17 protein-coding genes are annotated in these 15528 nt (G+C 33.2%); 9 read left to right on the top strand and 8 right to left on the bottom strand.

Annotation, left to right across the window (positions count from 1 at the left end):
* The first annotated feature begins 55 nt into the window (after positions 1-55).
* A complete protein-coding gene (locus tag BLV84_RS01895; RefSeq protein ID WP_093238653.1) occupies positions 56-1225 on the top strand; it encodes a hypothetical protein in 1170 nt (389 codons plus the stop codon).
* A complete protein-coding gene (gene rsmI / locus BLV84_RS01900) occupies positions 1225-1893 on the top strand; it encodes a 16S rRNA (cytidine(1402)-2'-O)-methyltransferase (protein WP_093238656.1) in 669 nt (222 codons plus the stop codon). The genes BLV84_RS01895 and rsmI overlap by 1 nt, the downstream gene beginning before the upstream one ends.
* Before the next feature lie 53 nt (positions 1894-1946).
* Here rsmI and pyk read toward each other — a convergent pair whose 3' ends face one another.
* The 5 genes from pyk to BLV84_RS01925 form a co-directional block, all read right to left on the bottom strand.
* A complete protein-coding gene (gene pyk / locus BLV84_RS01905) occupies positions 1947-3377 on the bottom strand; it encodes a pyruvate kinase (RefSeq protein WP_093238658.1) in 1431 nt (476 codons plus the stop codon).
* Complete coding sequence (locus BLV84_RS01910) at positions 3377-3865, bottom strand: IPExxxVDY family protein (RefSeq protein WP_094030645.1); 489 nt, start codon at positions 3863-3865, stop codon at positions 3377-3379. The genes pyk and BLV84_RS01910 overlap by 1 nt, the downstream gene beginning before the upstream one ends.
* 122 nt (positions 3866-3987) lie before the next feature.
* Positions 3988-4740: a ribonuclease III gene (rnc, locus tag BLV84_RS01915; protein WP_093238664.1), complete on the bottom strand. Its 753-nt coding sequence runs from the start codon at positions 4738-4740 to the stop codon at positions 3988-3990.
* A 15-nt stretch (positions 4741-4755) separates the two neighbouring features.
* Entirely contained in the window at positions 4756-6006 is a 1251-nt protein-coding gene (gene fabF / locus BLV84_RS01920) for a beta-ketoacyl-ACP synthase II (protein ID WP_093238667.1), read from the bottom strand.
* A gap of 11 nt (positions 6007-6017) precedes the next feature.
* Positions 6018-6251, bottom strand: a complete 234-nt coding sequence (locus tag BLV84_RS01925; RefSeq protein WP_093238670.1) for an acyl carrier protein — start codon at positions 6249-6251, stop codon at positions 6018-6020.
* Positions 6252-6401: 150 nt separating this feature from the next.
* Here BLV84_RS01925 and purN point away from each other — a divergent pair, with 150 nt between their 5' ends.
* The gene (gene purN / locus BLV84_RS01930; RefSeq protein WP_093238808.1) at positions 6402-6992 is read left to right on the top strand and encodes a phosphoribosylglycinamide formyltransferase; all 591 of its coding nucleotides are present in this window, start codon (positions 6402-6404) and stop codon (positions 6990-6992) included.
* A 3-nt stretch (positions 6993-6995) separates the two neighbouring features.
* Entirely contained in the window at positions 6996-7610 is a 615-nt protein-coding gene (locus BLV84_RS01935) for a ribonuclease H1 domain-containing protein (protein ID WP_093238673.1), read from the top strand.
* 5 nt (positions 7611-7615) lie between these two features.
* Here BLV84_RS01935 and BLV84_RS01940 read toward each other — a convergent pair whose 3' ends face one another.
* Together BLV84_RS01940 and xrtF are read right to left on the bottom strand one after the other, a co-directional pair.
* A complete protein-coding gene (locus tag BLV84_RS01940) occupies positions 7616-8056 on the bottom strand; it encodes an exosortase F system-associated membrane protein (RefSeq protein ID WP_159429378.1) in 441 nt (146 codons plus the stop codon).
* Positions 8049-8600, bottom strand: coding sequence for an exosortase family protein XrtF (gene xrtF, locus BLV84_RS01945; RefSeq protein WP_093238679.1), 552 nt, complete (start codon positions 8598-8600; stop codon positions 8049-8051). Before xrtF ends, BLV84_RS01940 begins: the two co-directional genes overlap by 8 nt.
* A gap of 90 nt (positions 8601-8690) precedes the next feature.
* On the opposite strand from xrtF, the gene BLV84_RS01950 reads away from it, so the two are divergent.
* The 5 genes from BLV84_RS01950 to BLV84_RS01970 all read left to right on the top strand — a co-directional run bounded on the left by BLV84_RS01950 (position 8691) and on the right by BLV84_RS01970 (position 14987).
* Entirely contained in the window at positions 8691-9149 is a 459-nt protein-coding gene (locus tag BLV84_RS01950; protein ID WP_093238811.1) for a GAF domain-containing protein, read from the top strand.
* Between the two features lie 129 nt (positions 9150-9278).
* The gene (locus BLV84_RS01955) at positions 9279-10043 is read left to right on the top strand and encodes a polysaccharide biosynthesis/export family protein (protein WP_093238682.1); all 765 of its coding nucleotides are present in this window, start codon (positions 9279-9281) and stop codon (positions 10041-10043) included.
* A 1-nt stretch (position 10044) separates the two neighbouring features.
* Positions 10045-12456 carry a GumC family protein gene (locus BLV84_RS01960; RefSeq protein ID WP_093238685.1) on the top strand — a complete coding sequence of 804 codons (2412 nt, stop codon included), beginning with the start codon at positions 10045-10047 and terminating at the stop codon, positions 12454-12456.
* Between the two features lie 80 nt (positions 12457-12536).
* Positions 12537-12938, top strand: a complete 402-nt coding sequence (locus tag BLV84_RS01965) for a C40 family peptidase (RefSeq protein WP_093238687.1) — start codon at positions 12537-12539, stop codon at positions 12936-12938.
* A gap of 96 nt (positions 12939-13034) precedes the next feature.
* The gene (locus BLV84_RS01970; protein WP_394330489.1) at positions 13035-14987 is read left to right on the top strand and encodes a ComEC/Rec2 family competence protein; all 1953 of its coding nucleotides are present in this window, start codon (positions 13035-13037) and stop codon (positions 14985-14987) included.
* Here BLV84_RS01970 and BLV84_RS01975 read toward each other — a convergent pair.
* Positions 14971-15510, bottom strand: a complete 540-nt coding sequence (locus tag BLV84_RS01975; protein ID WP_093238693.1) for a thioredoxin family protein — start codon at positions 15508-15510, stop codon at positions 14971-14973. The genes BLV84_RS01970 and BLV84_RS01975 overlap by 17 nt on opposite strands.
* Positions 15511-15528: the final 18 nt, after the last annotated feature.

Genomic DNA, 15528 nt, shown 5'->3' on the forward strand with positions numbered 1-15528 from the left:
AACTGCTAAAATTAGTAAAAAATTAAGCGTAATTACAAAGCGAAAGGTAAAAGTTATGAAAAGAGTTTTAGAAGATGAATTGATTAGTTTGGCTCACAGGATTTTAAAATTAAAAAGCAGAGCAGACATACACCAATTAAAAAAAGAAGCAGGAATGCTTTATGAAAAATTAGCCGTTTTATCTTTTGCAGAAAAACATTTTGGCGGAATCAAGCCCACGATAGGAAAGACAGAATTTTCTGATGCTTTTTATTCTCAATATTCGCATATTGATGAAGATGGAGATCATAGAAGTCCTGATGGCACAGAATATAACCCTGAGCCAATTTCTGAACCCAATACAGAAAAAATAAAAGATATTGTTTCTCACATGCCACCGGAAGCTGAACAAGTTGATTATTTAATGAATCAATTTAAAAAGTTATCTGCAACTGATTTTAGTGAACTTGAAGAAAAACAAGAGCTTCATCAAGACACGGAAGTTGATCAGCAAAAAGAAGAGGAGGATTCTCAAGAAGATTTAGAAGACAAAACTCAAGAGTCAGTTGAGAAAAAAGCTGACGAAGAGGAAACAATACAAGAAAAACCAACTCAAGAAGAAGAAAAACAAGACTTTCAAACTCAAGAAGAACTTCAAACTAATCAGGGTGAAATAGATGATGAGCAACCTGTTGATAGCTCTCCAAAAGAAAAACAGGAATCAGAAACCGAACAAAATACTGAGGAGAAAGCTTCAGAAGCATCGTCATTTGAACAAGATTTTGGAGTTCACTTTGACGACTTGCCTTTTTTTGAACCTAAAAAGGAAGACGAACAAGAGTACAAATCTGAAACTTTGGAGGAAAAAAATAGTGAGCCTGAAGTTGAAAACAGCTCGCATCGAGAAAAAGAAACACAGGAAGAACCTCTACCAGATAATATTAAGAAGCAACAACCTAAACGCACAATTGATCTGTTTAATCAAGATAAAAAATCTTTAAATGATCGCCTTCAAGTTGGTTTTCAAATAGGATTAAATGACAGATTGGCCTTTACAAAAGCGCTTTTTGATAATAATGTAGAAGATTACAACAGAGTCATGTCTCAAATTAGCACGTTAAATTCATTTGAAGAGGCTCAAAACTTTATCGACCACAATATCAAACCAGAGTATAACAATTGGGAAGATAAAGCTGACACTTACAAACGTTTTATGAATTTACTCAAACGAAAATTCGAAGCTTAATGTCAAAACTTTTCCTTGTTCCTACGCCGATTGGCAACCTCAATGACATGACTTTTAGAGCCGTTCAAACGCTGAAAGATGTTGATATCATCTTGGCTGAAGACACACGTGTTAGTGGAAAACTACTCAAACATTTTGAGATAGATACGCCAATGAAAAGCTATCATCAACACAATGAACATCATAAAACGGACATTATTATTAAAGCCATTAAAAATGGACAAACTCACGCTTTAATCAGTGATGCGGGAACTCCAGCTATTTCTGATCCTGGATTTCTATTGGTACGCGAATGTATAGCTGCTGATGTTCAGATAGAGTCTTTACCTGGTGCAACGGCTTTTGTCCCTGCACTTGTCAATAGCGGTTTACCCAATGATAAATTTGTTTTTGAAGGTTTTCTGCCTGTCAAGAAAGGAAGACAAACAAAACTAGAAGAACTCGCAAAAGAAAGAAGAACTTTTATACTTTATGAGTCTCCTTATAAACTGATAAAAACACTAAAAAACTTGGGAGAACATTTAGGAGAAGATAGACAAGTCTCCATTTCTCGTGAGCTCACAAAACTTTACGAAGAAACGCTGAGAGGAAGCATCAAAGAAATGCTATCACATTTTGAAACTCACAAACCCAAAGGTGAATTTGTACTCGTGATTTCTGGGCAATAAAAAAGCCCCGTTGTTATTTCAACGAGGCTCTTCTGTATAATTTGAGATTTTTTCTATTTGATTTTTGAAACACGCAATGTGTTTACCATTCCTTTATCTTCAATTGGCATAGACGCTAAGTTGATCACATAGTCTGATTTTTTTGCATAATTGTTATCTACAACATGCTGGTTGATATCTTTAATTGTTTGATCAGTAGAGTCAAATTTATCGTAATAATAAGCTGTCACTCCCCAAAGTAAACTCAACTGCGTTAAGATTCTCTTATTAGAAGTAAAGGCTACAACATTAGCATTTGGTCGCCAAGCTGAAATCTGGAACGCAGTATATCCGGAGTTTGTTAACGTACAAATTGCGCTTGCCTCAATTTCATTTGCCATTAAAGCCGCGTGATAACACACAGACTTTGTCATATATCTTTTAGTTTTGATATAAGGTGGTTCATGAGGAACACGAATCATTGATGAATTTTCAACAGCTCTTACAATTTGAGCCATTTTCTCAATCACTTGTACAGGATATTTCCCAACAGAAGTTTCACCACTTAGCATTACAGCATCAGCACCATCCATAACAGAATTCCCAACATCATTCACCTCAGCTCGAGTTGGTGTTAAGCTTGTAATCATGGTTTCCATCATCTGTGTTGCAATGATCACAGGAATTCTTGCCTGCTTAGCTTTCATCACAAGTTCTTTCTGAATTAAAGGAACTTCTTGCGCAGGAACCTCAACACCGAGATCACCTCTAGCAACCATTAAGCCATCACAGTAAGCGATAATCTTATCAATATTCTTAACACCTTCCGGTTTTTCTATTTTAGCAACAATAGGGATTTTGTGATCACTATGTTCTTTAATGAGTTTTTGTAAAGTTTTTAAATCGCTTGCATATCTTACAAATGAAAGCGCCATCCAGTCAACCTCTAGTTCGCAAGCGAAAATAGCGTCCTTAATATCTTTCTCTGTTAAAGCAGGAAGAGATATTTTGGTGTTTGGTAAGTTTACACCTTTACGAGAGCGAAGCGGTCCGCCTTGAATAACCTTAGCTTTAACCTCATTGGTTTTATTCGTTGAAACGACTTCAAAGATAAGTTTACCATCATCTAAAAGAATGCGCTCACCTTTCTGAACATCACGAGGAAAAGTTTCGTAATTCATGTAAACGCGTTCGTTTGTGCCTTCAAACTCTTCACCAGTTACAAAGTAAATTTCGTCACCTTCACTAACAACAACCTCATCTTTCATTTTCCCAACGCGAAGTTTCGGTCCTTGAAGGTCTCCTAGAATTCCAACATTAAAGCCATATTCTTCATTGAGCTCACGTATCATTTTAACGCGCTCTTTAACGTCATCGTAGCTTGCGTGAGAGAAATTAATTCTAAAGATATTAACACCTTTTTCCATCATTGCTTTCAGCGTTTCTTTACTGCTTGTTGAAGGTCCTAGTGTCGATACTATTTTAGTCTTTTTAGATGTTTTCATTACTTAAAAATTAAATATTCTGGATTTACAATTAAACTCTGATCAATTAAAGAAGCACTTTGAATGCCATTAATTTGATGCAGAATTTTTAGAATTTTAGCACTGTCAAAGATATTCATTTCATCTTCAACTTTGATAAGATAATCGGTGTGTTTTAGGTTTTTAAGCAAGTAAAAGGTTTGAGTAGAGTGATGATCAAATAAAAAGTCATCATTCTTAGTAATTAAGGTTTCTATAAAGCATTTATTAGACACCAAAAACATTTGGCAATCCCAATGAGAATCATAAAAATCGAAACAAATAAAGCTAGCTCTTTCTTGCTCATTATATTTTAGCTGTAAGTCCTTGTCAGATCTCTTAAAACTCACTTTAAAATACTTATTGATAAGATAGGCAACTTGGTGTGCTTCTAAACTTGTTTGGATAGAGATCAATTTAAAATCTTCATTACAAGAATCATCCAAATAAAGTATTTTTTTAGTTGACAAAACACATGAATTTAAAAGTCAAAAAAAACAAACTTAACCCTAAAACAACGAAAGTTTGAATTTAAGAAAAATCTTGATTTAAACACAGTTTATATGGTTAAACTATACCTAAAAGAAATGCCTTAAATATTAAGCGCCTTGGTTTTAATCTCATTTTGCAAGGCATAATAAGCACGTTTAGCAGCTTTTTCTTCTGCCCTTTTTTTAGAAGTTTCTCTTGCTTTAGAAACGACCTCATCATCTATATAAAAGCAAACAGAAAAGTGTTGTTGTTCATCACAACCATTATCAACTTTAGTACAAAACTCAAACTCGTGTTTATTTTTCTGACACCATTTGATCACTAAACTTTTATAGCTTGTCACACGCTTTTCAAGTTCATTCAAGTCCACGTATTTATCAATAAGACATTTTTGAATAAATCTTTCTGAAAAAAGATAACCTTGATCTAAATAAATTGCACCAATTAGGGCTTCGAAAATATTACCCGTGATATTCTTACCCAATTGATGATCAGGAATGTTACGCATCAATAATTTGAGAAGTCCCAGCTCTTCTCCGATAAGATTTAAATGCTTTCTACTCACTATTTTAGATCGCATAACAGTCAGATAACCCTCATTTCCTTGGGGCGCATGTTTGAATAAATAGCTTGAAATCACTGTATTGAGAACCGAATCACCTAAAAACTCTAAGCGTTCATAATTGAGATCTGAACCATTTTCATCTTTTTCTTGCATAGATGAATGCATAAAAGCACGATAATAATGGGCATAAGATTGTGGCTCGAATTCAATAATTTTTTCGAGATTTTCACAAAAAATCCCGTTCGGTTTTGAACGGGATTTCCTAAATAATTTATTGATAAAATTCATATTAAATTATGAATATTATTCGTACTTCTTGAATGCGACACAAGCGTTGTGACCACCAAACCCAAAAGTATTACTCAATGCAACTTTAACATCGCGTTTTTGAGCTTTATTTAAGGTTAAGTTCAGTTTAGCGTCAATATTTTCATCAACAGTAGAGTGATTTATCGTAGGCGGCACAAGGTTATTTTGCATCGCTAAGATAGAGGCAATCGCCTCAATAGCTCCAGCTGCTCCCAACAAGTGGCCTGTCATAGATTTTGTTGAGTTGATATTAATATTTTTAGCATGGTCGCCAAAGACTTCTTTAATGGCTTTTAACTCAGCAACATCTCCTAATGGAGTTGATGTTCCATGCGTGTTGATCGCATCGACATCTTCTGGTCTGAGTCCTGAATTTTTAAGACAGTTTTTCATCACAGCGATTACACCTTGTCCTTCGGGATGAGGCGCCGTCATGTGATGTGCATCAGCAGAGAGACCTCCACCGATAACTTCAGCATAAATTTTTGCACCACGTGCTTTTGCATGCTCATATTCTTCTAGAATTAATGCGCCAGAACCTTCACCTAACACAAACCCATCACGAGTTGCATCAAATGGCCTAGAGGCAGATTCAGGATCATCATTTCGAGTTGAAAGAGCGTGCATTGCATTAAAACCACCCATACCTGCTTGGGTTACCGCAGCTTCACTACCACCTGTAACAATGATGTCACTGTCTCCAAGTCTGATTGTGTTTAGAGCATCAATCATAGCGTTAGCCGAAGATGCACAGGCCGAAACTGTTGTGTAGTTTGGACCCATGAAGCCGTGTTTGATTGAAATATTACCAGGAGCAATATCTGCAATCATTTTAGGTATAAAAAATGGATTAAAACGCGGTGTACCATCACCCTTTGCAAAATTTAAAACTTCATTTTGAAAAGTTTCTAAGCCGCCGATTCCAGCACCCCATATCACACCAACTCTGTATTTATCAACAGTATCTAAATCGATACCTGAGTCAGCAATTGCTTCATCTGAAGCAACCATGGCATATTGGGCAAATTTATCTAAACGTCTAACTTCTTTTCTATCAAAGTAATCTTTGGTATCGAAATTTTTAATCTCGCAAGCGAACTTAGTTTTGAAGTGCTCTGTGTCAAAATAAGTAATAGGCGCAGCACCGCTTTTACCAGTTGATAAGCCCTCCCAATACTCTGAGATAGAATTACCAATTGGCGTCAGTGCACCAAGACCTGTAACAACAACACGCTTAAGTTCCATGTAATGCTTTGTTATTTTGCTTTTTCGATGTAATCTACAGCTTGACCTACAGTTGAAATATTTTCAGCTTGATCGTCTGGTATTTGAATATCAAATTCTTTTTCAAATTCCATAATAAGCTCTACGGTGTCTAAAGAATCCGCACCTAAGTCGTTAGTAAAGCTAGCTTCAGTTACAACTTCGTTTTCGTCAACACCTAGCTTGTCAACGATAATTGCTTTTACTCTTGATGCAATGTCTGACATGATTTTATTTTTTTAAGTTTAGTTTAGTGGGCAAAAATATAAAACTTTATTCTAAAACAAGTTTTAATTAAAAAAATGTCTCCTTTTTTCCTATAAAAAATTATTAATCATTGATATTTGTTAGCTTTACAGCTTAATAATTTTTTTATCGTGGATCAGAATTCTCCCAAAAAAACCAAAAAAATCGTCATTTTCGCTTCAGGAAATGGGACTAACGCAGTCAATATCTTCAATTATTTCAAATCTTATGAAGATATTGAGGTCACGCATATTTTTTCTAACAAAAGAGATGCAAAGGTTTTAGAACGCGCTAATCGTTTAGGTATTACACCTGTTTGTTTCACTAAATCAGCTTTTTCAAAAACTGATGAAGTTTTAATTCTTCTAAAAGAAATCAAACCAGATCTTATTGTTTTAGCAGGTTTTCTTTTAAAAATACCTCAAAGTATCATCGATGCATTTCCTGACAGAATCATTAACATTCATCCTTCTTTATTACCAAAATATGGTGGTAAAGGCATGTATGGATCTAAAGTTCATGAAACTGTTATTGCAAATAAGGAAGTGAAATCTGGTATTAGCATTCATTATGTGAATCCTATTTATGATGATGGTAAAATAATATCTCAACATGAAATTAGTGTTTCTGAAAGCGATACGCCCGAAAGTCTAGCCGAAAAGATTCATGAGTTAGAATACAAGTATTTCCCTCAAGTTATTCATCAAATTTTATCTTCTTAAAAAATGGCTAAGAAAAAATTCTATGTTGTTTGGGATGGCTGGGAACCCGGTATATATAAATCTTGGGACGATTGTAAAAAGATGATTAAAAACTATAAATCTGCCAAGTACAAATCTTTTAAAACTTTAGAAGAAGCAAAGTCCGCGCTTGAAAAAGGTTTTTTCGAATATCATAAAACTAAAAATCAGCTAAGTCAAAAAGCTTTAGCTGACATTAATTTTAAAAGTATTTCAGTCGATGCTGCTTCAAGTGGAAATCCTGGTAAAATGGAATATCGCGGCGTAATAACAAAAACAAAAGAAGAACTTTTTAAAATTGGTCCTTTTGAACAAGGAACAAATAATATTGGTGAATTCTTGGCTTTAGTACATGGTTTAGCTTTTTTGAAAAGTAAAAACAGTCAGCTTGCCATCTACTCTGATTCTAAAATTGCGATGAGTTGGGTGAGACAGAAAAAGTGCAAAACCAAATTAAAAGAAACAGCTGTTAATGCTAAAGTTTTTGAATTAATTGCACGAGCGGAAAACTGGCTGAAAACAAACTCTTACAATACTGTTATTTTAAAATGGAACACTAAAGAATGGGGAGAAATCCCTGCTGACTTTGGTCGCAAATAAATCTGTTATTCTTTTTGTTGTGACATCATTTTTTGATAATAAAATGCAGGTATCAAAATGATGATTAAAACTGGCTGAACCAAAAACCTTCTTGTATAAAACAGATAAAAATACTCACCTTGAGTCAAATTTGTGAGAAAGTAGACTAATACTGGCGCTAAAACGATATAATTAATTGCATACAGTAAAGCTGCAAATTTTAATGTTCTTTTACTTCTGAATAATAAAAAAATAATTGCTAAAGAGATGACACTATTCAATAGAAACCTTAATGTAATTTGAGTTAATTCATGAAAAACATCAAATACAGGCGGTTCAGCATAACTGAATTCTGTAGCAAAAAAAACACTTAACTCGCTGCCGAATATATCTTGGTCAAAAAAACGTATCGCTGCTAAAGCAATAAAGAGTAAAACAACCAATGTGTAACGTAAAAATTTAAACATCTTTAGGTGAGGTTTTAGGTCTAAAATTACGAATCCAAATAAACCAAAGTATAAAAACAACACCATAAATAAACGCAGGGAACAAGGTGGTGTGAAGGAGATCTGTGTATTCTGGATATTCGTAAATCGCAATTGTTAATAAAGCAATCCGTAAAATATTTAAGGCATAAATAATAACTAAGCCTGCAAAAATATAAAGCAAAGTTGATTTCCAGTCTTTCTTGAAAGCAAGTATAAAAGCAAGAAAAAGAACCATAACGCTGATGGCATTACAACCTTCAACAATACGGACAACGTAATCACCATTAACTGCAATACGCATTGAAGGATCATAATCACTTGGAATTGATTTGGTCTCGTAACCAAACGCTTCAATTAAATCCTGACTTTGTAAGGCGACAATATGTGTGATAAATTCAGGATAATATTTCTGAGAGCTGGCATTATTCAAATAAAGATTATATAAAAATGCAAGTATCAAATAACTCCCAAAGAATGTAAGCAAAAAGCGGATAACAGGTTTATTCTTTTGTAAAAGACGCATTATGTAAAAGAGATTGGTATGATTAAGCAAAAATATAGAAATCTTCATGAAGACTCAGCCAAATATAAATACTTTTGCAGAAAAAAAGTAATGGAATTTAATGAACTTAAACACAGGGTTTCAAGCCTTATAGAGAAACAAGATGTGAACCAAGACGAAAAATTGAGATTGATATGTGAACTTCTAAAAGCTGAAGTTTCGCATTATGACTGGGTCGGTTTCTATTTTCAAAACGAAGATAAAGAAGAATTAATTTTAAAAGCCTTTGCAGGTGAACCAACTGAGCACACCATCATTCCTTTTGGCAAAGGTATTTGCGGCCAGGTAGCAGTCTCAAACGACAACTTTTTAGTTGATGATGTGAAGGCGCAAAATAATTATATTGCTTGTAGCATTGATGTTAAATCTGAAATTGTTATCCCTCTATTTGTCAATGGTAAAAATATAGGTCAAATTGATATTGATTCACATACCGCAAAAGCATTTGACAAGGATGATGAAGACTTTTTGGTATGGGTGAATGCTGAAGTTTCTAAAAAAATGTTTTAATTTTTTTGAATGGTTTAAATCATCTAAAAATATTACTTTTACACAAAAAATTAGTAATCCTATTGTAACTGCCTTATTTAATTGAGCTATCCTTTTAGGTAAAATTTAATTTGACATATATTTGCATCCATGAAAAACTACCTCTATTATATCCTAACCATTGTTGTTTTTGCTTCATGTGCTCCTAAGAAAAACATCATATACTACCAAGACTCAGATTCTGTTGAACTTAAGTCAGTTGAAGAGATTTATAAACATCCTAAGATACAAATCAATGACATATTGCACATCACTGTGTCAGCATTGAATCCTGAGAGTGTAATTCCATTTACATCGGAGATTTCCAAAAATCAAACACAAAGTATACGTATGGAGTTATTAAAACTTCAAGGATACCTTGTCAATAGTGATGGAGAAATCAATTATCCTCAATTAGGAAAGATTGATGTTAAGGGGAAAACAACTCAAGAAATCACAAGTTTAATTCAGGAAAAGCTTTCGAAATTCATAATTATGCCTCGCGTTTCGGTAAGAATTATTAATTATAAATTCACAATTGAAGGAGAGGTCAAAAAGCCTGGCACTTATGAATCTTCTGAAGAATTATTGACTCTACCGCAAGCATTAGGTATGGCTGGTGACTTAACAATTAATGGAAAACGTAATAATATAAAGATCATTAGAGAGGTGAATGGAAGCAGAGAGGTAAAAACAATTGACATGACAAAAACTGGGTGGCTTAATAGTCCTTACTATTACGTATATCCTAATGATATTGTTTATGTGGAACCTAACAGTCCAAAAGTGAAACAAGCCGGATTTATAGGAAATACTGCTACATTACTATCAGCGCTTTCCGTAATTTTATCAGCAATTGTTATAATCACCCGATAATATGGATAACAACTACCAACAGAACGCATACCAAGACACTGAGAACAATAGTGGTGAGGATATTAAAAAGACAATTTTTCAATATTTGAAATATTGGCCATGGTTTATTATTTCAGTTATCATAACAGTAGGCTTAGCATATATGTATATGCGTTATTCGCCTGCCATATATAAAACTAGCTCTAAAATCAAAATTCTAAAAGAGCAAGAAGGATTAGATCTTCAAGGTTTACAAGGTGCATCTCCATTAATAGACATGAGCTCTGTAAATTTAGATAATGAAATTCAAATACTTAAGTCACGTCGTATCGCTAAAAAAGTGATAGAGGATTTAAGGCTTCAAACGAAATATTACACATCTGGTACAATTAAAGATCGTGAAATTTGGGACAATCAAGTTCCTTACATCATTGATTGGTCTGCTTCCGACAGCTCTGATTATAAAGAGCTTCCTATGATGAACCTAAAGTTTGAAACTCAAAGTAATTTTAAGTTAATTGAAGTCGAATCAGACTTTAAAATTTCTGCAAAGCTTGGAGACACTATTGAGTATAGTAATCAAAAGGTTGACAATATTAAATTCAGTATAGGGATAAATCCTTTTTACAAAGGTGATTTAGCTTCCTTCATTGAAAAATCTTATAGTTTCAAAAAATCGAATCTGGACCAGACAATCACAAATTTAACTAAAAATTTAGTGACTGAAACTGTAGATCAACGAGCTGATATTATCACAATAATTATTGAAGGAGAAAACGAAAGCAAAAACGAAGACATACTCGATGAATTGATGAAGCAGTTCAATCAAGATGGAGTTGATGATAATAGACTTATTGCCAAAAGAACACAGGATTTTGTAGAAAAAAGACTCGACTTTATTGTTGAAGAATTAGACACTGTTGAAACTGGTATTGTTGATTATAAAAAAGCTAATGATTTAACTGACATCAAAGGAAACACAGAGTTGCTTTTCGAAAAGGTTGGCAAAACCGAAATGAAGCGTTTTGAAATAGAAACCCAAGTTGAAATAGCAAATGAGTTTAAAAACCTTGTCAACAACCAAGAATCTATAAGTCTTTTACCTGCTAATTTAGGCATTGAAAGCAATGAGGTCAATTCGTTAACTAAAGCATACAATGATTTAGTTCTCGAGAGAAATGAAATCATGGTATCTTCTACTAAAGACAACCCAGTAATTAAGTCAATTGATCAGCGTTTAAAAGAGATTAGAAAAAACATTAATAGATCAATTGATAATTATACGGAAAGCTTAAAAATATCATTAAAAAACACACGAACAAGAGAATCAATATTTAGCTCTACAATTGATAAAATACCGAATCAAGAAAAAGAGATTAGAAGCATTGAAAGAGAGAGGTTAGTCAAAGAGAAATTATTCTTATTTCTTTTACAGAAAAGAGAAGAAGCGACTTTAACTTATGCAATTACAGCACCCGTAATTAAAGTTGTGGATTTTGCTTACACACAACCTAATCCTGTTAGCCCAAAAAAGAAAATTATTGCTTTAGCTGCTTTAATTCTCGGTCTGATCATTCCTTTTGGAATTTTATACTTAAAGTTTTTGCTTGACACTAAATTAAACTCAGCAGATGCAATTAAAAGAGAGCTTCCAGATATTCCTGTTGTTGGTGAAATACCATTAACTAATGTTTCTGAATTCAATATGATTACGCCTACTGATAGAAGTCCTCTAGCCGAATCTTTTAGAATTTTAAGAACAAACATTAATTTCATCAACTTAACTGCAAGCCAGAAAAAAAAGCACAACCAAGTCATTTATGTCACTTCATCGACTAAAGGTGAAGGTAAAACTTTTGCTTCAATAAATTTAGCCTCAGTTACTGCGCATCAATCAAAAAGCACTCTTTTGGTTGGTTGTGATATTAGAAATCCACAATTGCACAACTATTTTGGACTTGATAAGAATGTTAAAGGCCTAAGTAATTACCTTTACGACACAAGTATTTCAATAGATGATGTAACAATTGAAAATGTCAATAACAGTGATTTGGATGTTATACTTTCAGGAGAAATACCACCAAATCCTTCTGAGATTCTACTTAGCTCAAGATTCGATGAATTTATAGAAGACGCTAAGAAAAAATATAAGTATATAATTGTTGATACAGCTCCTACAATATTGGTGACTGATACAATAATGATATCCGATAAAGCTGATATCACGCTTTATTTAACAAGAGCAGACTATACAGATTTACGACTATTAGATCATATTAAAGATTTAAAAAAGCATAAGAAATTAAAAAATATTGGTATCATTCTTAATGGCGTTAAACAGTCGGGGCGTTATTCTTACAACTATGGCTATGGTTACGGATATAATGAAGATACCTCTAACGGTAAAAAGAATTGGAAATTTTGGAAAAAGTAAAAAAACAGAATCCTTATTATTTAATTCTTATCTTTAGTTTTATTATTACGCTATTTTCTAGTTGCGGATCTAAAAGAAAGATGGCAAAGGAAATTAGCAAAGAAGAAAAGATTGTTAATTATGCCAAAAATTATTTAGGAACTCCATATCAATACGGTGGTACGACGCCAAGAGGCATGGATTGTTCAGGCTTAATCCAAACATCTTATTATCAATATGGAATCAAAATGCCTCGCTCTACTAAAGGCTTATTGAAAGCGGGCAAGAGAAAACCTTTAAGAAAAGCTAAAGTTGGAGATCTTGTTTTTTTTAGAACCTCTAAACGTTCTCGAAAGAAAAACCATGTTGGTATCGTCACTAAAGTTAATGGTGATGCTGTTGATTTTATTCACTCAAGCACATCAAGTGGCGTTATTATTTCTTCTACCGAAAATCCTTATTGGAACAAAGCCTTTGCCGAGCTTAGGCGCTATATAAAGTAGAACTTGAAATTTTTAAATATCAACTTAATCATCCTCACATTATTTTTATGTGTAGGAGTTGCTTTGGGTTTTCATTTCGAAATCCAAAACAAGGCTTTGATATTTATCTCCACTTCTAGTGTTTTCATCGTCAGCTATTTTATTATCAAAAGAAATCTAAAGCTGTCATTTATATTTTTTGGCTTAGCATGTTTAATGCTTTTTTTTATCGGGTACGCGCGTGCACAATTAGAGTCTCCACTACTTCAAAAAAATCATTACGCACAAAGCGATATAAGTCATCAAACGCCTGTTCAGTTTCAAGGAGAAATTACTGAAGTTCTAAAAGCTAACGCTTATAATGATAAGTATTATCTCGAATTATTTCAGATCAACTCTCAAGACAATCGTGGTAAAATACTTTTAAAAGTTAAAAAAGATTCCCTTAACAAACCACTCAAAATTGGTCATCAAATTCATGGGATTGCGACTTTTAAAGATTTAAACTCTCCTCAAAATCCACAAAGATTCAACTATAAAGCGTACATGAAATTTCAGTCTGTCTATGCAACTTTAGACACTCAGAACGAATATATTGAAGTTTATAAACTCAATTATTCACTAAAATCTCACGCTGATGAAGTAAGGTTTATTATTAAAAACAAATTAGAAAATGCTGGTTTTAATGGAGAACCTTTAAACTTAATTGAAGCAATGTTGCTTGGGCGTCGTGACAACATCAGTAAAGAAACACTCTCAAATTTTCAAGATTCAGGTGTTATCCACGTTTTAGCTATATCAGGTTTACACGTTGGTATCATCTTAATTTTCTTGCATTGGCTAACGTATTTTACGCTTTATAACCGATTAACGAGACTTGCAAGACCTCTTATCGTCATTATTGGTCTTTGGGGTTTTGCTTTTATAGCAGGTTTGTCACCTTCAGTTGTTAGAGCTACATTGATGTTTAGCATTTTAAGTTTTAGCTATTTTCTTCAAAGACGAACAAGCACTGTCAACATTTTATGTGTTGCACTTTTACTCATGCTTATTTACCAACCTCAGTACTTATTTCAAGTTGGTTTTCAATTGAGTTTTACAGCTGTTTTAGGAATTCTGATACTTCACCCAAGGCTTAAAAAAATCTATCAACCACGCTATTTTTTAGACAGAATCATTTGGGACGTTTTGAGCGTTTCTATCATCGCACAAATTAGTGTTCTACCTTTGCTTTTATATTACTTTAATCAAGCTTCTGCCCTATTTTGGCTAGCTAATATTATAGTGATTCCGTTTTTGGGAATTATTTTGGGTTTTGGAATTTTCAGTATTGTTTTAAGCTTATTAGGCTTGATGATTAAACCTTTAGTTGTTGCTTATAGTTTTATTTTAGAAACTCTCCTTAAGGCTATTGAATGGGTCGCTGTCCAAGATCAATTTATATTTGCAAATATCTATTTCAATAAAGCCATGTTATGGACAAGTTTGTTAATACTAATCAGTCTCTTGGTATGGGATAATAAATCTAAAATTAGATCTTATACATTTTTGAACATCAGTGTTTCAGCTTTCCTCATTGTGTTTTTAAATGCTTATAAAACATATAAAAATCAATCAGATTTATTTGTATTAAAAAGCTATAACAAATCTTTAATAATAGAAATTAATGGCTCAGAAATGATTGTTTATAAGGATTCCATAACTGAAAGTAAAGAGAAAGATTATGCTACGAAGAGTCTAGCGCAGTTGAAAGGAATTCAAACAATTCAGGAAAGACCTCTAAAAAATATCTATAAGCTTAACCAAAATAAAAGTCTCTTAGTGATAGACTCACTTGGCGCTTATGAAAAAAATCATCTTAATGATTACGTTCTACTTAGAAGTTCTCCAAAAATAAATCTGGAGCGTTTTATAAGCTCAACCAAACCGAAGTTGATTATCGCTGATGCAAGCAATTATAGGAGTTATTTAAACCGATGGAAATCAACATGCGAAAAATACAATATTGATTTCCATTCGATTTATGAAAATGGTGCTCTTGAATTGAGCAAGTTTAAAAAGTTGCCTTAAAATTTGATTGGTAAGCTTCCCATTCTTCTTTTGTTGTCACATTTTTATACTCGTCTTCAGCAATCATTTTGAGAAATACTTCAAGCTGTTGAGCAGTTTTGTAGCCGACAACTGGCGAAATCACATCAGAGTTTTCATCAAAGAAAACAACCGTTGGATAAGCACGAACTTTTAAAGCATGAGCAAAAAAGTGCTGACTATTTCTTGCCTTATCAGATTTTGAAGCATCATGATTTGGATTTTTATAATCAAACCCTTGATAATTCACTTCTTCAGTTCCTTCTGCATCAAATTTGACAGCGTAAAAATGTTCATTTACATATTCAATTAATTTCTTGTTCGTAAAAGTACGTTTATCCATTAATTTACATGGCCCACACCAATCTGTATAAATGTCTGCAAAAATCTTTTTAGGCTCCTTTTTTTGTTCCTCTAAAGCGTCATTCATTGACATCCAGTTAATCTCTTGTGCAGAGACATAAAAGCTGACTAATAAAATGACAAGGCTTAATACCCGTTTCATATTTTAAATTTTGATTAT

This window comes from Psychroflexus halocasei, from assembly GCF_900107595.1.
In the GTDB taxonomy this organism is placed as follows: Bacteria; Bacteroidota; Bacteroidia; order Flavobacteriales; family Flavobacteriaceae; genus Psychroflexus; species Psychroflexus halocasei.